This window comes from Anaerospora sp. (assembly GCF_032013335.1).
Lineage (GTDB): Bacteria > Bacillota > Negativicutes > Sporomusales > DSM-15969 > Anaerospora.
Window position 1 is genome coordinate 12,693 of the sequence record NZ_DALZUO010000002.1, and the last position, 20,666, is coordinate 33,358.

20 protein-coding genes are annotated in these 20,666 nt (G+C 41.3%); 18 read left to right on the forward strand and 2 right to left on the reverse strand.

Translation table 11 applies throughout. The annotated features are described in order from the left end of the window. Nucleotides 1-13 precede the first annotated feature (13 nt). From RTR76_RS02060 to RTR76_RS02075, 4 genes are read left to right on the forward strand one after another with little or no spacing between them, the layout of a single operon-like run. Nucleotides 14-1,261, forward strand: coding sequence for a TolC family protein (locus tag RTR76_RS02060; protein ID WP_312516209.1), 1,248 nt, complete (start codon nucleotides 14-16; stop codon nucleotides 1,259-1,261). A 15-nt stretch (nucleotides 1,262-1,276) separates the two neighbouring features. Then, entirely contained in the window at nucleotides 1,277-2,410 is a 1,134-nt protein-coding gene (locus tag RTR76_RS02065; protein WP_312516211.1) for an efflux RND transporter periplasmic adaptor subunit, read from the forward strand. Between the two features lie 22 nt (nucleotides 2,411-2,432). Next, the gene (locus RTR76_RS02070) at nucleotides 2,433-3,125 is read left to right on the forward strand and encodes an ABC transporter ATP-binding protein (RefSeq protein ID WP_312516213.1); all 693 of its coding nucleotides are present in this window, start codon (nucleotides 2,433-2,435) and stop codon (nucleotides 3,123-3,125) included. Beyond that, complete coding sequence (locus RTR76_RS02075; protein WP_312516215.1) at nucleotides 3,118-4,332, forward strand: ABC transporter permease; 1,215 nt, start codon at nucleotides 3,118-3,120, stop codon at nucleotides 4,330-4,332. Before RTR76_RS02070 ends, RTR76_RS02075 begins: the two co-directional genes overlap by 8 nt. Before the next feature lie 134 nt (nucleotides 4,333-4,466). Here the strand turns inward: RTR76_RS02075 and RTR76_RS02080 are convergent, their stop codons facing one another. Both RTR76_RS02080 and RTR76_RS02085 read right to left on the reverse strand, forming a co-directional pair. Continuing rightward, nucleotides 4,467-4,811: a hypothetical protein gene (locus RTR76_RS02080; protein WP_312516217.1), complete on the reverse strand. Its 345-nt coding sequence runs from the start codon at nucleotides 4,809-4,811 to the stop codon at nucleotides 4,467-4,469. Between the two features lie 57 nt (nucleotides 4,812-4,868). Next, on the reverse strand, nucleotides 4,869-5,285 hold the full coding sequence (locus tag RTR76_RS02085) for a helix-turn-helix transcriptional regulator (RefSeq protein ID WP_312516219.1): 417 nt from the start codon (nucleotides 5,283-5,285) through the stop codon (nucleotides 4,869-4,871). Between the two features lie 337 nt (nucleotides 5,286-5,622). Here RTR76_RS02085 and RTR76_RS02090 point away from each other — a divergent pair, with 337 nt between their 5' ends. From RTR76_RS02090 to RTR76_RS02155, 14 genes are all read left to right on the forward strand, one after another. Beyond that, nucleotides 5,623-6,036, forward strand: a complete 414-nt coding sequence (locus RTR76_RS02090) for a hypothetical protein (protein ID WP_312516221.1) — start codon at nucleotides 5,623-5,625, stop codon at nucleotides 6,034-6,036. Between the two features lie 3 nt (nucleotides 6,037-6,039). After that, a complete protein-coding gene (locus RTR76_RS02095) occupies nucleotides 6,040-6,225 on the forward strand; it encodes a hypothetical protein (protein ID WP_312516223.1) in 186 nt (61 codons plus the stop codon). A gap of 318 nt (nucleotides 6,226-6,543) precedes the next feature. Next, the gene (locus tag RTR76_RS02100) at nucleotides 6,544-10,896 is read left to right on the forward strand and encodes a DUF2793 domain-containing protein (protein WP_312516225.1); all 4,353 of its coding nucleotides are present in this window, start codon (nucleotides 6,544-6,546) and stop codon (nucleotides 10,894-10,896) included. Nucleotides 10,897-10,999: 103 nt separating this feature from the next. Beyond that, nucleotides 11,000-11,167 (forward strand): hypothetical protein, encoded by a 168-nt coding sequence (locus tag RTR76_RS02105; protein ID WP_312516227.1) that lies wholly within the window; start codon nucleotides 11,000-11,002, stop codon nucleotides 11,165-11,167. A 341-nt stretch (nucleotides 11,168-11,508) separates the two neighbouring features. Further along, nucleotides 11,509-11,922 carry a hypothetical protein gene (locus tag RTR76_RS02110; protein WP_312516229.1) on the forward strand — a complete coding sequence of 138 codons (414 nt, stop codon included), beginning with the start codon at nucleotides 11,509-11,511 and terminating at the stop codon, nucleotides 11,920-11,922. 14 nt (nucleotides 11,923-11,936) lie between these two features. Further along, on the forward strand, nucleotides 11,937-13,160 hold the full coding sequence (locus tag RTR76_RS02115; RefSeq protein WP_312516231.1) for a hypothetical protein: 1,224 nt from the start codon (nucleotides 11,937-11,939) through the stop codon (nucleotides 13,158-13,160). 52 nt (nucleotides 13,161-13,212) lie between these two features. Next, on the forward strand, nucleotides 13,213-13,407 hold the full coding sequence (locus tag RTR76_RS02120) for a hypothetical protein (RefSeq protein WP_312516233.1): 195 nt from the start codon (nucleotides 13,213-13,215) through the stop codon (nucleotides 13,405-13,407). Further along, nucleotides 13,407-14,030 (forward strand): hypothetical protein, encoded by a 624-nt coding sequence (locus RTR76_RS02125; protein WP_312516235.1) that lies wholly within the window; start codon nucleotides 13,407-13,409, stop codon nucleotides 14,028-14,030. The genes RTR76_RS02120 and RTR76_RS02125 overlap by 1 nt, the downstream gene beginning before the upstream one ends. 41 nt (nucleotides 14,031-14,071) lie before the next feature. Beyond that, nucleotides 14,072-14,263 (forward strand): hypothetical protein, encoded by a 192-nt coding sequence (locus tag RTR76_RS02130; protein ID WP_312516237.1) that lies wholly within the window; start codon nucleotides 14,072-14,074, stop codon nucleotides 14,261-14,263. A gap of 517 nt (nucleotides 14,264-14,780) precedes the next feature. Continuing rightward, nucleotides 14,781-15,794, forward strand: coding sequence for a LysM domain-containing protein (locus RTR76_RS02135; RefSeq protein WP_312516240.1), 1,014 nt, complete (start codon nucleotides 14,781-14,783; stop codon nucleotides 15,792-15,794). Nucleotides 15,795-15,815: 21 nt separating this feature from the next. Continuing rightward, complete coding sequence (locus RTR76_RS02140) at nucleotides 15,816-16,532, forward strand: hypothetical protein (RefSeq protein WP_312516242.1); 717 nt, start codon at nucleotides 15,816-15,818, stop codon at nucleotides 16,530-16,532. Between the two features lie 72 nt (nucleotides 16,533-16,604). Next, the gene (locus RTR76_RS02145; RefSeq protein ID WP_312516244.1) at nucleotides 16,605-17,450 is read left to right on the forward strand and encodes a hypothetical protein; all 846 of its coding nucleotides are present in this window, start codon (nucleotides 16,605-16,607) and stop codon (nucleotides 17,448-17,450) included. A 393-nt stretch (nucleotides 17,451-17,843) separates the two neighbouring features. Beyond that, complete coding sequence (locus RTR76_RS02150; protein WP_312516246.1) at nucleotides 17,844-18,203, forward strand: hypothetical protein; 360 nt, start codon at nucleotides 17,844-17,846, stop codon at nucleotides 18,201-18,203. A 2-nt stretch (nucleotides 18,204-18,205) separates the two neighbouring features. Continuing rightward, entirely contained in the window at nucleotides 18,206-20,650 is a 2,445-nt protein-coding gene (locus RTR76_RS02155; protein WP_312516248.1) for a hypothetical protein, read from the forward strand. Nucleotides 20,651-20,666 lie beyond the last annotated feature (16 nt).

Here is a 20,666-nt window from a genome sequence, read left to right on the forward strand (position 1 = left end):
GGTTGCTTTTTAAATGAGGTACATAAAAAAGATATCATTGATCGGGGGATTTTGGTTATTTGCATTAACGGCAATAACAAGTGCCGCTCCACTGACCATTGAACAGGCTGTTGATATGGCCCTGACAAATCATCTGGATATTAAAATTGCTGCCAATGAGGAAAAAGAGGCTCGGTATTCGCTGCAAAGTGTGAAAGGCAGCAAAGGAGTATCTCTTGCCGCTTCCAATAATACTTATTTAAAAAAGCCTGGCAGCTCAGCGGATGCCAGTACCAGCAGCATGACCCTATCCCTGCCTTTATATAGCGGTGGTAAGTATGAAGGAAACATCAAGATTGCCCAAACCGATCTGACAAAAGCTGGGGTGAATTCAGTAAAAACAAAGCTGGATGTTAAAAGTAATACAATTGCGGATTACTTAAATGTCATAAAGACACATCAGGCACAGGCCGTTGCTCAGGAAACAGTGGATAACTATCAGCTGCATGTAAACAATGTGAAAGAGCAATATAGCGTAGATAATGTAGCAAAGTCAGATGTTCTTCGTTCAGAGGTTGAATTAGCTGATGCACAGCAAAAGCTGATGCAGGCGCAAAACGCCTACGCAGTGGCAGTGAATACGCTGAAAAAGCAACTGCGCTGGAAAGAGGCCGGTGAGCTTGAACTTGTAGAGGAATTTCAATATGTGCCATTTGCAATGAGTATGGAGGACAGTGTGGTCTATGCGAAAGCTCACAGCCCTGAGCTGGAAAAATACCGCCTTGCTATTCAATCGGCAGAGCAGAGTGTTGTTGTTGCCAAAGCCGACAGCAAACCTGCAGTTTCTTTGACCTCGGGAATCGACTGGAGTGATGCTTCCATTGGTGAAAATAGCGAGGATACATATGTGGGCTTAACAACCTCGTGGAATCTCTTTGACAGTCAGGTAACAAAATCCAAAGTAAAGAAAGCGAAAAGTGCGGTGGATAATACGCGGCTGGATTTAGAAGCGCAGGAAGATGCGGTAGAGCTAACAGCAAAAGAATATTATCTCAACATGAAAGAGGCCGAAAAGCGGCGGGATACTACGCAGCTGGCTATCAGCAAAGCAAAAGAAGACTATTCGATAGCAGCCGCTAAATATCGTGTAGGCGAAGGTGTGATTCTTGATATTATTGATGCGCAGCTTGCTCTGACGACAGCGCAAAACAATGATATTGAAGCGCAATATGCTTATGCTGATTATAAAGCCAAGCTGGAAAATGTGATGGGGATGAATTAGCTGGGAGGAAGTTTTATGCTGAAACAGATGAAGGCTACGAAATGGATGATCACTTTAGTCCTTTTAGCAGGATTAGCCGGCGGCGGATATGCGTATTACGCGAAAACCGCACAGATTGCGGCTGGAACGAGCCAGGAAACAGCAATTGCGTCGAAAGGTAACATTGCTTCCAATGTATCGGCTACCGGAACAGTCAAGCCGATAGAAGCAGTTGATATTTCATCAAAGGTTGCCGGATTAATTAAAGAATTGAAAGTAAAAGAAAATGACACGGTTAAAGTTGGACAGGTCTTAGCGATTTTAGAAGATACAACACTGGAGACAACGCTGTTAAAAGCAAAGTACCAGGTGGAAAATACCGGTGCAAAATACAAGCGGCTCCAATACCTGCATTCTATTGGCGCAAAATCCGGTGCTGATCTCGAAGATGCCTTGCTTAACTATCAGACAGCCTTGGCAAGCTATGATGCGGCTAAGTCCAGCCTGAATGAAACGGTACTGGTTTCGCCGATTGACGGAGTTGTGATGGGCGAACCGGCTTCAGTCGGCACGCTTGTAACAGCAGGTGTAAATGACCCTACGGTCGTTATGATGATTGGCAATTTGTCCGGAAAAATGATCAAGGTAAAGGTTGATGAGACAGACATTGGCAAAATCAAGGTAGGACAAGAGGCTGCCTTTACGGTAGATGCTTATCAAAATCAGACCTTTTCAGGCCGGGTAAGTAAAATTGGTCAAATATCCACGGCAACAACAACAACGAATACATCGTCTTCTACATCTTCTTCGTTATCTTCGTCCTCTACCAGCAGTGTAATCTATTACTATGTAACGCTGGAAGCCACTGATCCGGACAATCTGTTAAAACCGGAAATGACTGCCCGCGTAACGATTAAAATTGATGAGAAAAAAGATGCGCTGCTAATACCGCTGGCCGCCTTAAAAACTACAATTAGCGGTCAGTCCGTAACCGTTTTGCGGGACAATGGCAAAAGTGAAAGTGTACCGGTAGCAGTTGGCATAACAAGCGGCGATAAGGTTGAAATCACCGAAGGACTGAATGCAGGAGATAAACTCATTATTTCTTATACAAAAACCGAAAGTAAGAGCTCAACAAAACAAAACAACAGTCCACCTCCGCCGATGTAGCAAGCAAAGGAGTTGAAAAACAGTGGGAATTGTCTTGAAAAACGTATCGAAGCGCTATCAAATGGGAGAAGAAATGGTGGCTGCACTCGTAGATATCTCACTGGAGATAAAAGAGAGTGAGTTTGCCGCCATTATGGGCCCTTCGGGCTCAGGAAAATCGACGTTGATGAATATTTTAGGCTGCCTAGATCGACCGAGCAGCGGATCGTATGTATTGGATGGTTATGAAGTAGCTACTATGAATGATGATGAATTGGCCAAGACCCGCAATCAGCGAATTGGATTTGTATTTCAAAATTTTAATTTGCTATCCAGAGTTTCGGCCTGGGAAAACGTAGCCTTACCCTTGATTTATGCCCGCATATCGGAAAAGGAACGCCTGGAGCGTGCCGCTAAGCTATTGGATATGGTGGGGTTGGCAACGCGAAAAAAACACATGCCTAATGAATTATCCGGAGGGCAGCGTCAAAGAGTGGCTATTGCCAGGGCGCTTGTCAACAATCCCAGCATTATTATGGCTGATGAACCGACAGGCAATCTGGACAGCCGTTCCAGTGTGGATATTATGAATATCTTCAGCTCTTTGCATGAACAGGGCAGGACTGTCATTCTGGTTACCCATGAACCGGATATTGCTGAATATGCCAAGCGGGTCATAATGGTGCGGGACGGATTGATAGTAAGCGATCAGACAAAGGAGTCAGGCCATGTTTAAAGAAAGCATTACCATTGCCTTACGTGCTTTGCTCAGCAATAAGCTCCGTTCCATCTTGACCATGCTGGGAATTATTATTGGGGTCGGTGCCGTCATCGCGATGGTTTCGGTCGGTCTGGGCGTCCGGGAAAAAGTCCAGAATTCGATTGCCAGCCTGGGAAGCAATATGCTGATCGTCACACCGGGAGCCGCTTCCTCCCAGGGGGTGCGATCCGCTTCAGGCAGCAGCATAACACTGGTTACTGCTGATGCCGACTATATCCGCAAAATGGCAACCGGCATTGACTATGTAGCACCATCTGTCAGCAAACAGTATCAGTTGATTGCAGGTAATCAGAACTGGACGACTACCGTGCAGGGGATTACGCCCGAATATATGGCCATTCGCAGCTTAACTGTCGGGAGCGGCAGTTTTGTCACCGAACGGGATAGTACTGCCCGCAACCGGGTCGCTGTGCTAGGGGCTACTGTTGCCCAGAACCTCTTCGGGAGCGTCAACCCTGTGGGGCAAAGCGTCCGGATCAACAACACACCCTATCAGGTAGTTGGTGTGCTTGACAGCAAAGGACAGTCGTCTATGGGACAGGATCAGGATGATATTGTGATGATCCCGCTGACGACAGCGCAGGAACGATTAATTGGCATCAATTATGTTCATTCCATCAATATACAAGTGACGAAAATGGAAACAATGGATCAGGTACAGGAAAAGGTCACGACCCTATTGCGACAGCAGCATAAGATCACCGGCACCAAGGAAGATGACTTTACCGTACGCAATCTGACCAGTATTATGGAAATGGCAACGGAGACAACGGGCACGATCACGATGCTGTTAGGCAGTATTGCTGCCATATCGCTGCTGGTCGGCGGTATCGGCATTATGAACATTATGATGGTGTCGGTAACGGAGAGAACCCGGGAAATTGGCATCAGAAAGTCACTGGGAGCTACCTATCGTGATGTGATGCTGCAGTTTTTGCTGGAGTCAATCGTTATTGGCCTGATCGGCGGTATTGGCGGAATCTTACTGGGGATTACTTCTGCCTATGCCATATCGGTGATTGGCAGCTTGAACACAGTCATATCCGTACTCTCCATTGTTGTTTCCTTTGGTTTTTCGATTGCTATTGGTTTGTTTTTTGGTATTTATCCTGCAAGGAAAGCGGCCTTGTTAGATCCGATAGAAGCCTTGCGGTACGAATAGGAATAACTAAATTCAAAAGTATTTGATCAGATAGATGCAGTGATGACAAAACATCGCTGCATCTTATTTTTGCACCCAAAGAACATATGTTCGATAAAAAGAGACAATTTAAAACGGCTTTTATGCCGTAGTTGTCAGTTGTTGTTAGTTTTCGTTACATATGCAGCTGCGACTTCATAAAAGGCATCCGCTTTTTCCTCTATAGGATGGCGGTATTGATCGATTCCCAGCCAATAACCCATCAGCGGAGCATCTTCTAAAATATGCTTTACTTCGTGGAAAAAAACGCTGCGCAGGGCACAAGGGGACAGTGCTTGGTTAGCTACAATGTAATATCTGCCTTTGCGGCTGTGCCAAACAAAAGCATGGATCGCACCATCCATTAGCAGCACTTTGGTGCGAATATTATAGGCTGTTAGTACTTCATCAAGATTGCAGTCCGGTTCAAAGAGGCAATAGAGCATGTTGTAATTGTGCATAGTTATACCAGCTTTCTGGTTTTATTCTAATAACTTGCAGTTTTAAGAGATGAAGAATCAACGCTCGTCTGATTCTTCATCTTCAATCATTTTAATAATAGTCATCATTTGACGAATAGCTTTCGGGGATGCGCTTTTGACTTGCTTTAGAAATAATTGCAGGTCAGGGCGTTTTTTTGTTTCCAGCCAAAAAGCAAGCAAATCAGGATCTTCGCCAAGGGCGTCGTCAATCTTGCTCATGGTTTCAATTGCAGCTTCAGCAGTGGTATCGGTACGGCCGAGAAGATAGTCGGTCGTCACTTCAAAAAAATCTGCAAGGCTTTGCAGCGTTACAAGATCCGGTTCACGCGTACCTTGCTCATAATTATTAAGCCTGCCTCTTGTTAAACCTGTTAAATCGGCCAACTGTTGTTGTGTTAGTCCTCTTGCACTACGTAATTCGGCAAGCCGTAATGCATATTGCGGTTTGATCATACAGCACACCACCCTTGTCTCTATTATAAGAAACAAAACGTTTCTAAGCAATAGTAGAAACAAAATGTTTCAAAAAGGCTTGACTGATACAAAATGTGTCGTTAAAATAAGTTTGGATACGAAATGTATCAAATGAGTAAAAGCTGTAACAAACGACAAAATAATGCTCTATTTAAAAAGAGTTAAATTTATTTAGAAAATATTGTAAATTTTAGTTGTAAAAGTGTACGGATAAGAGATAAGGGGGGATATTTTGCATCTTTAACATTGAAAGAAAAACGCAGTGCCTTAGGAACTATTGCAATTTTAATTTTTAATTATATTGGAGGAAGAGGCTATGTGTGATGAAAGGCATTTAAAAATAATCAAAATTAAAGATCTGCAGGTTAAAAATGGTGAACAATACACAATAAAACAAATAACCAACATTGTTAAGCATTATGCAGAATTATACAGCGTTGTTCAGTTATCAGCCATCAATCATGAAAAAATTCGCGTTTCCTCTTCAAATAATAATAGAGAAGAACTTCTTTGTGCTTTAGTAGATATTGATCAAAGCTTGTCTATTTTACCGCCGGTGCAGCAGAAAATTATCAATATGTTAAAAGCAGGCTATGAATATCCGCACATATGCTTAGAACTGCAGCTTAGCAGCGCCAGTTTAAAATATAACATACACCGGGCATTTATCTATATAACGGATTACCTAAATTCTAAACAAGTACCGCAAGTAGCAAAAGTGAGGAGGTAGCATATGAAATTCTATACATTAATTGAGATTGAAGACGCTTACCGTTGCCAATGTCCGGATTTAACGGAAGAAGAAATAAAAGATAAGGCCAAAAAAATACACTCTCAGCTAAATACACTGGATGTCAGCTGGCGGAGAAGTAATAAGCGCTACTATAAAATGCAGGATTCGCAAAGTATTGTTTTGTAAAACAGTTGTTTACAACTAAAGCATGGACAAACTGTACGGATAGAAAATAGGAGAAGAAGTCTGCAAGCCGGAGAGGTAGAGGACTATTTCCTCAGTCGCAGGTAACTGTGACTTGAGGCTGTCGACAAAAGTAAGCCAACAAAGGAGATCGCCACGCTATGCTCGCGATGACACCTGACTTTACTGTCATTGCGAGGAGTAAAACGACGCGGCAATCTCCTTCCGGCACGTTTGTCTATAGGCTGCAGTCACAGGTAACTGTGGCTTTTTTCTTTGGCTAGAAGTAAAACTAAGTTATTAAAAATAGGAGGCAATAAAATGGGTGATACACCGAGACTTAACTTTCCCTACATAGTAAGTAGTCATATCCTGGATGCATTGGTTCAGCCGGTAATTGAGGGTGCGCTCGCAAATAATCCACCAGCAAATCCTGCGCCTGGAGTATTGTATGTAGTTGGCCGAGCTCCCAATGGTGCTTGGACAGGAAAAGCGGAATGTTTGGCACAATACATCAATGATGTCTGGACTTTCTATGTACCGTTCGAAGGATTAACGGCCTGGAATAAAGCAAGCAAATCACGCTGGTATTATAGCGGAACCGAATGGAGTGAGTTAAGCGATGACCAGCATAGCAAACGAACCGATAATCCCCATAAAGTAACAGCAGAGCAAGTTGGCGCTGAAACACCGTCCGGCGCACAGGCAAAGGCTAATGCAGTTCAGACGAATTTGACTGCTCATGTCAATAATGGCACGCATAAGTGGTCTGCAATAACCGATAAGCCCAGTAAGCTTCAGGATTATGGAATAGTGGATGCTTATACTAAAGCAGAAGCAGACTCCTATCGGGAGGAAGCGAAAACACAAATTGGTGCAGAGCAAAGCGAGTTAAGCGTAGAAATTAAAGGCCGTACTTTGGTAAATTTGCTTGGTAAGGATGGCAATTTTGAAGTAGATAGCAATGGTGATGGAGTGGCAGATGGATGGGTATTAGGTAATGTAGGGCATTGGTCAACTGTAGCACTAGATTCTACTGAAGTGTACACCGGAACCAAAAGTCAAAAGCTAGTCGGTTCTGGTGGTGGTTCATTTACTTCGATTATCAAAAACTGCGCTATATCTGCCAATAAATACTACGTCTTATTGGCTAATGTTAAGAGTCCTACTGCTACTGCCTTTTATACGAGATTTGGGTCGGATTCTGGTGGACTTACCTTTACTACCCATACAATATCTTCATCTTGGTCTACAATAGTTCGCAAATTAAATCCGACTATTGATGCTACTATGGTCCAATTTTATACTTCGCAAGCTACACCAAACACTAACACTTTTTATTTAGACGGTGCAAGGATGTACGAAGTAACGCTAGAAGAATATAATGCATTAGCGACTATGACTGATGCTCAAATAGCCGCTAAATATCCTTATGTAGATTCAGTACAGTTTAAGAAAGATGTTCTTGTAACACAAATAGGGAAAAATCTATTTGATCCTACTAATGTTATACAAGGATACTATTTAAATACTGGAAATGTGGCATCAGTAGATGCTACATACTGGTACAGCCCATCTTATATAGCAGTAAAGCCTTCTACCTCTTATTCACAAACTGCTGTAGGTTATAGTGTTCGTTTCTACGATAATAACTACAATTTCATATCTGCACTTCAAGGTGTTTCGACATTTACTACTCCCGCTAATTGTACGTATGTTAGAGTAACTGGTCCGGTAACAAGCCTCGCAACGTATCAACTCGAACTAGGCTCTACTGCTACAGCTTTTGAGCCACAAGTAAAATCTTACGCTCATACGCCAATGCAAATAGCGCAGGATGAAAGCGTATGGTTAACTCCTAATACTTCTGTGTATAAAGAGGTGTGGAAGAAAAATGTTGTTATGGAAGGAAGTCTGACCTATGGATTTAGCCTAGACTTCACAGGATTTAAGGCAGTTAGGCTTCCGACATTTAGTGGAACGCTTAACACCGGAGATTTTAACTTCTATATTGTAAAATCGGACGGAAGTATTCTCCGAAACATAAATACGGACTCTTCGTCAGGATTTACTTCCGCTGATCAAGCTTTTCAGTACTCAGTAGATGCTGGTTTTAGATTTACTATTCTTGATACTGATTCTGGTTGGACAGATGCTATGACTCCGACTAACTCTGAGATTCAAGCCTATTTCTATGGCTGGAAAATGTGTGCTTCGGATGGCTCTACCTATGTATCAGGCACGAAATATTGGAAGAAGATCACCGATGGAACCGGAGTAACTTCTACTCTGCCAACAGCAAGTTATTCTGGTTATACACCGTACGTTTTGCACTACAAACTCACTACTCCTGTATATCACATAAACTACTATAATAATGATTCAACAAAACCAGTAATGAGCGCAGGAAGTGTAGTAAATATTCCGCAGGGAGTAACACAAGTTGAGCAATTAAGTGGGGTACAGTTCAGAGAAAAAGCAAATCCAGGATTAAGTGGCACTAAATATTTTATAAACAACACTAATGTAGCAGGTAGTTTGTTGAGTCGCAGATTGAAAAATAAAATTGCTGTGCATATGAACGGGTATATATTTGGCAATTATGAAACCACGGCAGGAGGAAACTCCTATGGGAATTACTATTTAGCGATTCTTAATACTGTTTATGATTCTAGTGCAACATATATTGTAACTTATGAACAACTCGATAAATATTTATCTACTGTTGACACTTTGGCTGTTGATAATCCTGTTACTACTCGCCAACGTAATTTCTCTTTAGATTCTACAGAGCAAAAAATCGCGTATTTTAAGATTAACAATGTAGATCTTGTGGGAGCTACGGGGGTAAAAAATCCGTCTAAATTAGCTGATTACGGAATACTTGATGCTTACACAAAAGATGTAGTAGACAGTAAAATATCGAAGGACTACATACCGACAAACGGCATAAGAGTGATAAGAGATTTAGCGCAGTATACCAGCGCAGCTACCGTTACCGGAACCATAAAAATAACCCTCCCTCTTATGAGCGTAGCGACCTTTTTTGATATGGAGATAGATGGGTTCAACTGGCATACAGGGGCTACAGGATTAGTTCCTAGCTGGTCGCTAAAAGTGCGAGGACAGGTTTCTGCATCTGGTACTGCTATCGGAAGTTCGGAAGTGGAAATATCCCCTAAAGCTCCTTTTTCTTCTGTGAGATGCGGAATAGATGGCTCAAATCTTTGTATCTTGCTAGGTACTACTGCGACAGTGTGGACGTATCCTGCTATAAACATACAAAGGCTGCTCTTTTCAGGGGGAGGATTTGCTGTATCACCGAGTAATCTTACTATCTCCTTGATAACGAGTGAAACAGGATTTACGTTAATGTCTACTCCCGTAATAAAAACGCTTGCTACACTAGAAAGCCCTACATTTAGTGGAGCACTTATCCTTACAAACTCAGTTACTAGCGCGAGTAACTTAATTGAATCAAAAAATGATACAGGAAAACTAATAGATCTCCGGGCCACTGGGAGCACAGTTACAGCTTATCACTCTATAAAGCCTAATACTGCATCTATATATTCAAACACCGAGCTTGGGATTGAGACTGATGGGGCCAATCCAATGACCTTCTGGACTAATGGTTATGAACGTATGCGGATAGATGCCTCTGGTAATGTAAGTATAGGTGGCACTGGTTTTGGGCATAAATTGACAGCAAAAGGTGCCTTAGCAAAAACCACTGTCGGCAACGACCAACTATTTGGCCTGTATTCTAGTGATGTTTCAAATCCTTTTGGGCTTGCTTTCGGGATACTTGGGGAAGCTGTATTAAATAATAGAAGCGTGTATATTCAAACACAAGACCAGGGCGTAGCTAATAACGGAAGACTCTTACTGCAACCGTATGGAGGCGTTATTGGGGTAGGAACAACTAGCCCAGTAGGAGACGCTAAACTTACAATAAGGGAAGATAGTAATCAAGTGTTTGCGTTAGCCATGCAAAACAGAAACAATACTATAGCTTGGAGACAGTATATAGATGTGTCTGCTGTTGATGATGGATCTTTTGGTATTTTAAATTCAGCTACGGGATCAAATGCGTTTTGTATAAATCCAGCAAATAAAGTTGGAATAAACGTACCAGACCCTAAAGCTACTCTTCATAGTACAGGAAGTACAATATTAGGAGTTGATAGGTCTGTTCTTAACTATAGCAATATAGGTAATGGTCAAATGCAAGTATCTTTATCTGAATCTGACAATGTACTTTGGCTTGATGCAAAACGTTCAGATGGAACTATAAAACAGATAGGATTAACACTAGGTGACTCTAAAATAATCGGTACAGGAACCTCTTTATGGATTTCTAGTGAACAAACCCCAGTAGCAAATACTCCTACTACTATAATACATGGGTTAACTCTTGACCCATTGAAATGCAAATGTGACGTGCTTTTAAAGTGTGTGGTCGCTCAGGGAGGTTATTCGGTGGGAGATTATGCAATTAGTCCATTTGTTAGCCCGGCAGGAAACGTGGAGTATCCTCTTACACCTGCGCTCAGTTCAACAACCATCCAAGTTAATTCAAGTGCTAACTTATACGCACTAAATAAAACCAATGGCTCTACCTTTGTATGTACTTTAGCTAACTGGAGATATGTACTTAGAATTTGGTATTAAAAATTAGGGGAAGATTCATCTTGTGGAGATGAATCTCGATGAAGCTACTCTATTCTACATTTAAAGAAACAAGAGTATATTATTGAAGCGGAGGACTATTATAATGACAAAAGAGGAAATTAAAGTACAAATGTGTGACATTATGCTTACGATGGAACATTTGCAGAGGCAATTTGAACAATGTCAACAATATAAGCAGCAGTTACTGCAACGGCTTCAAGAACTTGAAAAAGCTGTTATAGTTAAAGAAGTAGCAGCTACAGAAGAGTAAGATGCTAATTTAAAATCATTATGTATTTAATTTCATAGATATTTTAGTTCAACTAAAGGCCACAGGAAACTGTGGTCTTTTTCTTTTTATCAAAAAAGATTAGAATTACTCACTTTCATACAGATAAAACCATTAGAAGTTGTACGGATAAAAAATAGGAGGAGATATTATGAAATGAGTTCGGTTAAACAAGAGAACGCTTTCGATAAGATAAGTCTAAATGTACAAGATAAGACTTTCGAAAATGAGCAGGAAGCTAGATTGCTGGAATGTTGATTTTACCCACATGGATCGGCTTTGTATAAAATATTTTTCTCCATAACAATAGGAAAGGAGGAGTTATGATGAGTCAATTGCAGGATATTATGCGAACCATCTATTTGCAACTGGAGACCTTAAAGGTAGATTATCCTAACCTATCAGTGGTATATGGATTCCCGGAAACAGCACCTGCTGGAACGTTGATTGCTTTGGAGCACGATAAAACCAAAGTAGATGAGCAATATGAACTGTCAGGTTACCGCAGGCGTCCCAGAGTCTTTTTTGCCGATATCTATACAACCACGCAGGAAGATCGCAATAATCTCTGTGAAGCAGTGAAAGATCTATTTGAAAACAAAAATTTACCGGTACTAAATGCTGCACAGCAGGATACCGGTATCACTATGGTCGGCGACGGCGTTCGCGTCGAAGTCGACTTAACACAGCGCTTTAAAGCCAGAGCTAAAATTTATCTATATACATTAATTGATTAAAAGGAGAGATTACCATGCCAACACCTACTTTTATTTCCGCTTTGAAATCAGATAGATGCATCCATTATATCAATAATACCTTGATCAACCGAGCCCAGTCTATTGACGTCAGTGCCAACGTTCCCAATGAAGTAATTGACGAATTAGGCAATTCCAGTCACTCTGGTGTCTCCAGTGCACCAGCCGAAGTATCGCTAAATATTTCAGTTTTCGATACCGGCATTGATCTTAGCCGCAGTATTACCGGCAAGACAGCGGCCACTAATTTTGCACTTGGCGATTTTGCTAATGCCCAGGTTGATTACGTTGGGCTGGTTCGTGATAATACGGGAAATTTCTTCCGCTCGGTCTATGTCAGAAGTGCCTGCGTGAATAGCATCAACTATGGCTATGATACGGCAGGAAATGCAGTTGAAGCATATGGATTGACAGGTGACAATCTTACCGTGTTTGACGGCTATGTTCTTACCAAAACGTATACCATCACAGCCGCTGATGTTACCAATGGATACTTTGCCCTGCCAGTAACCGGTGCCGAAGCACCTGTCCAAACCAAGAACAACAGTTATTTCAGCGGTGCCTATTTGCTGCGGGTAACGAAAAATGCCGGGGGCGTTAGCACAAATCTGATGGAGGGCAACGATTATACCTATACACCTGCTACTAAGCGGATTGCAGCCAGTGGTCTGGCAGCAGGCCAGGTGTGGACAGTTGTTTTTTACTCGGCGCAAATCGGCACTCCGATTAACCCGGTATTCAATGCGGCTTTACCAGCAGCAGTCCGGGGCGAGTTTACCCCGGTCAGCATTGGTCTTAGCTCAAAAACTTTAATTCCCCGCTTGCAGTCCGCAAAAATTGGTATTAGTCTGGCACAAAAGCGAGTACCCCAATTAGGCAGCAGACAGGTACTATTTGCGCCAGGTGGTGCTCCCTCGGTGGCAGGCAGCTTTAGTGTGCTGATGAATGACTTGGCTTTGCGGAAACTGCTGACCTATGGAAGCAGCGACAGCACGGAAACCCAATTTGGCATTGAGCAGATGCCTGCTTATGGGGCCCAAAATAATCTAGGCCTGGAGGCTGTGATCAAGTCACCAGTCGATAATTCTATTCTCAAACGAATTACAATCCCTGATATTGTTGTTGCATCAGGAGGAATGCCGACCACTGTCAATGGCACACTTGCTGAAACCTTTACCTGGACAGGAAGAACCGGCACCATGACGATCGCTAACAACTAATGGGCAAAAGGGGGGATAATCCCCCCTTATTAAAATTAAGAGGAGCATGAAGATGAATACGGAAGAATTAATATCCCGCACCAATGCCAAACTGCAGCATTTGCTAGAAACTTCACTGGATTTTGCCATGCTGATTACGGAGGGTGACGAACAAAAATTCGAAACCTACCGGAAAGTAATGTTGAATAAGTACAATGCATTAAAAAAGGCTAATATTGCCGATTTTGCTGCTTGGGAGGACAAGTAATGAATACAGGGGTATTTTATCAGCGCGAGAAAAAAGTAGACTTAATGGTAAATGATATCACGCAAACTTATAGACTCATTGCTTTATCTGCAAAGGAGCATGAGGCAGCAATGGCGGATGCCCGGCGAACGCATAAAAATGCGATTCATTTACTTGCAGAGGCCGCTGAAACAGTGAAAGCCCTATATCTATTACAAGATATAGAACTTATCGTAAATGAAATAATTGAAATGGAGCAGGATGCTATTTTAGCGAAAGCTGCATTGACTCTAGTAGATGATGATGTACACTATCATGAGAAATTAGAGAAAAAATCAACACTTCTGAAGGATACGCGCAGAAAAGATCTTGCAGCTTTTAATAAAGAGCAATTGGTCGAAAAGTTAGTCAGTATGGATATTGCACGGCAAATACATACTGCCTGGACGCTGTCGGTATTGGAGGCTTTACTTGCGAAAGCCTTGCATAGTGAAGCTAGACAGCGTTTGTTTAATTCGGTTGAAGAAATGAAAACTACTCTTTCAGTAGAAGTCTTAGAGAAGTTTTATGAGGCTCAACTGGAATTTATAACGGATATGGGGAATGCTCAGGTTTTTCTCAAACCCCATATTTCCGTAAGCTAGATCATTATGCAAAGAGATATGGGGTTACGATAACAACAGCAATGAATGAAGATGACTTTTTACTGGAAGCCGCTGGATGGGCTGGGTATTATGAGAATGCGAATGAAATTATCCGGCAAATTGCAGCTGCGAATGTGGCAGAAGCTCCTTCGCGTGAAATTATGAATAATCCGCAGGAATTTCATGACTGGGTTGAGCAATGTAAGCAAATCCATGCAGCACGGAATCGGTAGAGTTTTTTTAAGTTAGAACTACTCTTAATAAAGCAGCCTAGTTAAATATTAGTAGTATATAAATAGCTAAGGCTTTAAGCGTGAGGGGCTATCGTATGAATTTGAATGCCGTAAGAATTATAAGGGATGGGATGTATCGGTAACTTTTCTGGTAATTACGATGTTTGCTATTAGCGCCTTTATTTTTCACATTCAGGAAAGAGTATTTGCCTATGTACATGCTCAACCGGGTTCAGGTGGTTACTTTGGGATAGTATTTCTGGGCTGGGCAATTTGAAGCACCACTGTAACAGCAATATCATTGGAGCATTAGTCTCAATGAAAAACTATTGGAAAGCGATAGTAATTTCTACTGTTAGCGTATGGATCATTTGGTCAATCAATATGACATTAAATAATTTTAGAACTTGGACTAATGAACGCTTTTTTGAAAGTCTTTGGACTTACTCTGTACTATATGTTCCGTTTTCAATATTAATAGCTTGGTCTATATATTATGTAAGAAAGAATATTTTTAGTGAAGGTGGTAACTATTAATAAGTCTCAGTATAATATTACTCTTTACATTGCTGAAGCAGGGACTCCTCTAACTAACGAAAAAGATATTGAGTATTCTACAACGGATGATAAGGGAAATGAAATTTATTATACTCAAGCAGCTGTTTCTGCCTTTGGACATATATGGTTTTCTTTAGATGGTGGCCCTGAAGGTAAGATTTATTATGGATTTGGGCCAGCAGTACATGGAAACTTTAGTGGAGAAGGCCATGTTTTCAAGAATGATGATAAGGCATATGCATTTATCAAATACCAGGAGTCATATCCTTTAACCAAAAGACAATACGATAATATCTTGGGGTTTGCCCAAAACGCTGATAACAATAAAAGTTTTGGGGAGTACAATGGACTTACTAATGCCTGTGTGGATTTTTGCTTTGAAGCACTAAGAGTAGGGGAAGTCTTCACTGATGAAACTTTACCTGTGCCTCGCGATGGTAGTCTTTTGCCCAGTATGAATATACCTAATTTAAAAGCTATAAAATCTGTATATATGAAAGGGTGGAATGCAGGACAAGAAAGATATTTGAATAATGTGCAACAACTTAATACTATTGAAAAAAAGATTGTTGCATCTAGGCAAGAAGCCAGTAATGAAAAATCTATTAAAGATAGTAATGCCAAAAGTCACTTCCATGTTATTCAACCAGGTGATACTTTAGGGGCTATTGCTGTGAGCAACGACGTCAGTGTTACGGCAATCCTTGCCAATAATCCCCAAATTAACAATGTCGATTATATACAGCCTGATGAAATTCTGTATATTCCGGATAAGTCCGTTCAAGTGATGCCATCGGATTATAGTGGCTTAGATGGACTTAGTTTATTTGAAAATAATGCCTACTTGGAGAAGCTAAGCAATCCTTTTAAAGATCAGATTGACCCTAAGCAAAATATTGTATTAAAAATTGATAACTGGTTCTATGATACGGCACAAGTTATCAATGAACAAGAGATTCAAGTCGTCGATTAATTAATCCAGGAGGGAGTTTTAATGGCACAAAATAATATGCAGGTAGCGGAATTAAGTGAGCTGGTCGAAAGCATTGTGAATCAGGTTTTGAATCGTTCTTTTGGTGAAAGGCTGGTTACCTGGGCGAGTACAAACCCACGTTCAACGATGTATCTATCTAGGGAGACTGGTGATCGTAATTATGGAAGTGGTGGGCAAAATATCAGTGCGGCATATAGTATTGGCAAATTTACTGAAAGTATAGCTCTTAATAATGCACATCGAGCAACTCAAAAAGCTATAGATTCTGCAAAAAAAGCAGGATTAGATACGAAAGGGATCCAGCAGGTGTCTCCTGATAAAAATCTCATGAGAATCGGATCGCAAATTATGGGGATTGCCGGAATTGCCAGTGCCTATCAGACTGGAGATGCTTTAAGCGGAGCAGTTGCTGGCTTTCAGGCCTTTGGACCATGGGGCGCAGTGGCCGGGTTGCTGGCGGGGCTATTCTCGAAAAAGATTGATCGCTGGCAGAGGCCTAAGTTTAAGGACGCAGAAGCAGCTGTGGATAAATTGTTTACCATGGATCGGGGAGAGCGTGATCAATTTTACTTGCCTGATTCTTTTTATTTCCGGGCAGGAAACAACGCCACTCGCAATATAGTCGTGCAAGTGGGTAATGATCAGTTTGATAATCATATTAGAGAATCGTTGACTAATAGTTATGCATCACAACTTCAAAGAGGTTTGGTTTTTTAAATATCAGAGACGTATGCTGCGGCATGCGTTGTTTTTATTTGAAAGCCAATTTCTGGAAAGGAGTAAATGCTCATGAGAGAGTTAGAGTCTAATTATGATAATCAGCTTATAACATCGCAGACTAATAATATACTGTTAAAAGTTGATAACTCATGGAATTTTATAAATAAACCAGCAGAATCATATAGTTGGAATGTCCAAACCAATTATAATGCTGAAGTCATTATTGGTGGGACAGAAGCTGTATCTGCGGAAGTTTTGGAAGATAACGATAATTTTGCTAACAATACAGATAGGAGTAGCCCTCAATTTTTACCCTCCCCGTCAGTTACCTTTAACTCCAACTTTTCTAATCAAAAGATATCTTTACAAGATACATTTGGTCAATTAGAGCAAAACCAAGTAGCAATAACACAGTCGTCAAATGGAGAAAATTCAGCGAGCTATTCATATAATGAGGGGGAAATTAATGATAATATATCTTACAAAGTAGGAGAAATAAAAGCTAATGGAGTAGGCAAAGTTGAAAATAATAAGATAGGTGTAAATGTTGGTATAGAAGGAGCCTTAGGACACGCTAGTGGAACTACAGGAAGGATAGGAAGTAAAGATTTTAATGTTTCCGGAAATATTGATTCTAAAGTTGGGGCTTTTGAATTAGGGGCTTCTGCTAATTTCAATGGAGCCAAAGGAGCTTCAATTGGGGGAATTGCAGAGGCTTATGCAATAAAAGGTGAGTACGGTTTGGAATTTCAAGTCTTCGGAACAAAATTTAACGTTAAATATACTGCTATAGGAGGAGGAGTTGGCGGTGCATATAATATAGTAGTAACACCGACAAAAGTACGCTTGAAGGGAGAAGTAGCTGCGCTTCTTGGAGGAGGAATATCCATTGAAGCAGAGGCAAACCCCCAATAATGATAGTGATGAATGACTATTTCTCGGGGGAGGTAGAAAAACTTTATGAATTTTAAGTTTAACGAGTGGCTTTTTCGAATAGTACTTGTTGGTTTTACACTAATGATTATTTTGCAATTCATTTTTTATCACAATTGGCCAGCACTAATCAAGGGAATAATTGCAATAGTAGGATTTGTTTTAATAAAGCGTATTGTAACTCAGTTTTTTCTCTAGACTCTTTACAGTAATTGCTTTTGGAACGGCTAAAATAATCATGTGTAGCAATAATCAGTTTGATGAACATATCCGCGAATCACTCACAAATAGTTACGCATCACAATTACAGCGAGGCTTAGTTTTCTAGCAAATAGAAAACTAAGCCTTTTATCATTAAAAACGAGGTGAAGGATCATGATGAAATGGAAAATCAGGGAAGTTGGGCAGCAAACCTATTGGATAATGGATGTAAATCCCTCGCAGTATAGCCGCAGCAGGGAAGTGGATGTGGTATACGAACCATTGCTTGACGGCAGCCAATGCCGCATTGTTTCCCCCAACATTTATAAAAAAGAGACATTCCCGCTTGTCTGGGCCAATGTAAATCAGGCACAATTGGAGGTTCTGATGGGATATATGAACAAAAAAGTGGAAATCGTCGATCATTTGCTGGCCACGTCTACCGCTTATGTCGATGGCATAGAAAAACAATATCTCCTTACAGGAACAAGCGAGCAGCGTTATGCCGTCAATATCAAGCTGCGGGAGGGTTAAACATGGCAGTATTAACTCCAGCTGGCAATCAGGCGTTAAAGCAGAAAAATTTCGTATCCCATACAAGAATTTATATTAATGATGTACTGCATATAGATACTTCTGTAAATGTTATTGATACTCCGGTTATTGGCTATCAAATCAATCGCAGCCGCAAGCTGGGAGCAGCGAAGCTTACCTTGAACGTTGCTAATCCCGGTGGTGTTTACTCGTTTAAGCGGCAGGAAAACCCGATCCTGGGTCATGGCAATACGATAAGACTGCAAGAAGGCATTGTCGTTGGCGAGAATATCGAATGGTTTACCCGCTTTACCGGCATCATTATCTCACAGGTTGCCTCTAATAACGGTGGCAAGATGTCGCTGAAGGTATATGCGATGGATCATATGAAGCGGCTGCTGGATTATCTTCCTGACGATATTACATATTCGCCGGATATGATTGCGGTCAAGGGAGAGGTGTTGACAGAGGTTGAAGGCGGCAATCTCATGCATTTTCAAGGGGGTATCGAGAATTTGCCGTGGGTGGATATTCCTTACCCGATCTTTTATAAAGACGGCATCAAGATCAAAGAAAACTATGAAATTGACCTAATTAACGGCGAAGTCTATTTTGGTGAGAAAATGACCGGACGCCGCAAGTTTGATGCTGTGAAGGTATCTAGTACCATTTATACCATTTCTTCATCTGTTAACCCTGGGTATGAAGTGCGCAGATCGTTTACGCTACTGGCTGGCGGTGTACCAGGTCAAGCATTTACTGATCAGGCTTTGCCTCGCGGGGTAACTGTGAGCTATAGCGGCAAACAGGTTGTATTCTCGCAGGACCCATTTAAAGATTTGGGAGTAGAGTATGTAGACCGAAAAATCCACGTTACTACAGAAGGCCCTAGCCAAGTAACTGCCGATTACTGGTATTATGATGATGCTACCAATCAGGGCGAGCAGGTCATTCGTGATTTAGCGATAAAAGCTGGTTTTAAGGAAGAACAGATTATACTGGATCCGACGAATCTTTCCTTAAAACCAATCCGGTTTACAAACTTGACCATTAAAAACGGGTTTGAGGCTTTGCAGAAGATCAAGCAGCAATTAAGTCCTAATTATATCATTACTTGTGATACGGCAGGCAACCTTAGAGGCTATCATGCATCGCAGCAGGTCGTTGCCGATTATGACTTGGAATTAATTAAAAAAATTGATGCTCCTATATCAGAGGAGAGTCTCTATTCTGTGGTTGTAGCACACGGACTGGATCTAAACCCGAATGACCTGGGCAAGACGGCTGTGGCTACCAATTTGCTGCCGCCTACTTCGGTTATTGAAGTGGGAGGATCACCGGAATTGGTGCTCAATAAAAGTGCAGATGATCAAATGAGCTGGCACTGGGTACAAATGAACAATGATGTACCACCAGACTTTCCTACTGACTTACTTAAAATTACCTTAGCAGAAGCAAAGAAAATTGAAGAAATCAATATTCTTTGCGGTGATTATAAAGGCGGCACCATTCAGCAAAGCATTAGTGTGCAGGTGAGTGAAGACGGTGACAATTGGTTTTACATTGACCGGTCCTCCCGCGGTGTATCTGGATCTTCCAGCCAATGGTCAACCGTTAATGGGGGAGAATTGGAAAAACGTAAAATTAAACATATTAAATTAATCGCAGAAGCATCTTCCGACTGGGTAGAAACTCATACCTATTCAAAACGATCTGGCTTTTTGGGACTTAAAACTTCCGTCAAGAGCGATAACTATTACCATTGGTATTTCGCAGTAAAAGAAGTCCAGATCTGGGAAGAAAATACTATCCCTGTTACCAGTTCCGTCGGCAACTGTATTGGCATTGGAAATGGCGTGAACACAATATTTACTATTCCAAACATTCCACTTGAAGAAGGCTCTGTAAGTCTTTATATAGACGGACAGTTAAAAGCAGCGCAGTTTTATACTGTGGATTATACAAGCGGACAAGTAATCTTTATTACGCCTCCGGTAGGGATCATCACTGCTAACTATACGGCCGAGACAAAAAAGCAGCCTCGCTATCAGTCGAATCAAAGTGACCGTTACTTAAATAATGTTACATTAATCAGTCCTGTAAATAGGGAGGTTTTTAGCGGTGGTGATATTAGTATAGATTCGGCAGCCTACAAGCTTCTCAAAAAAATAGGCCTTAAGAAAACTGCTTTAAAGATTGATAATTATTTAAACTCGGTTACTGATGTGAAAAAACGGGGTGAAGAAATCCTGCAGGAAATATCAAGGCTGGAAGAAACTCTTGATATTGATGTCATTTACCGACCTGATGTGGATATCTGCCAAACCATCGGGGTCTTTGATGCAGCGCTGGGCTTGACCGAAATGTACTTCATTGAGGAAATAACGGAAAGTAAACAGGGATACAGGCCAACGCTTAATATTAAGGTTAGCAATTATTCGCTATAAGAGAGCAAAAGGTCGC

Bases quoted from the DNA above. Each gene is read 5' to 3' on its own strand.
- RTR76_RS02060 (WP_312516209.1), top strand. From the start codon at position 14: ATGAGGTACATAAAAAAGATATCATTGATCGGGGGATTTTGGTTATTT.
- RTR76_RS02065 (WP_312516211.1), top strand. From the start codon at position 1,277: ATGCTGAAACAGATGAAGGCTACGAAATGGATGATCACTTTAGTCCTT.
- RTR76_RS02075 (WP_312516215.1), top strand. From the start codon at position 3,118: ATGTTTAAAGAAAGCATTACCATTGCCTTACGTGCTTTGCTCAGCAAT.
- RTR76_RS02080 (WP_312516217.1), bottom strand. From the start codon at position 4,811: ATGCACAATTACAACATGCTCTATTGCCTCTTTGAACCGGACTGCAAT.
- RTR76_RS02085 (WP_312516219.1), bottom strand. From the start codon at position 5,285: ATGATCAAACCGCAATATGCATTACGGCTTGCCGAATTACGTAGTGCA.
- RTR76_RS02090 (WP_312516221.1), top strand. From the start codon at position 5,623: ATGTGTGATGAAAGGCATTTAAAAATAATCAAAATTAAAGATCTGCAG.
- RTR76_RS02095 (WP_312516223.1), top strand. From the start codon at position 6,040: ATGAAATTCTATACATTAATTGAGATTGAAGACGCTTACCGTTGCCAA.
- RTR76_RS02100 (WP_312516225.1), top strand. From the start codon at position 6,544: ATGGGTGATACACCGAGACTTAACTTTCCCTACATAGTAAGTAGTCAT.
- RTR76_RS02105 (WP_312516227.1), top strand. From the start codon at position 11,000: ATGACAAAAGAGGAAATTAAAGTACAAATGTGTGACATTATGCTTACG.
- RTR76_RS02110 (WP_312516229.1), top strand. From the start codon at position 11,509: ATGATGAGTCAATTGCAGGATATTATGCGAACCATCTATTTGCAACTG.
- RTR76_RS02115 (WP_312516231.1), top strand. From the start codon at position 11,937: ATGCCAACACCTACTTTTATTTCCGCTTTGAAATCAGATAGATGCATC.
- RTR76_RS02120 (WP_312516233.1), top strand. From the start codon at position 13,213: ATGAATACGGAAGAATTAATATCCCGCACCAATGCCAAACTGCAGCAT.
- RTR76_RS02125 (WP_312516235.1), top strand. From the start codon at position 13,407: ATGAATACAGGGGTATTTTATCAGCGCGAGAAAAAAGTAGACTTAATG.
- RTR76_RS02130 (WP_312516237.1), top strand. From the start codon at position 14,072: ATGAATGAAGATGACTTTTTACTGGAAGCCGCTGGATGGGCTGGGTAT.
- RTR76_RS02140 (WP_312516242.1), top strand. From the start codon at position 15,816: ATGGCACAAAATAATATGCAGGTAGCGGAATTAAGTGAGCTGGTCGAA.
- RTR76_RS02145 (WP_312516244.1), top strand. From the start codon at position 16,605: ATGAGAGAGTTAGAGTCTAATTATGATAATCAGCTTATAACATCGCAG.
- RTR76_RS02150 (WP_312516246.1), top strand. From the start codon at position 17,844: ATGATGAAATGGAAAATCAGGGAAGTTGGGCAGCAAACCTATTGGATA.
- RTR76_RS02155 (WP_312516248.1), top strand. From the start codon at position 18,206: ATGGCAGTATTAACTCCAGCTGGCAATCAGGCGTTAAAGCAGAAAAAT.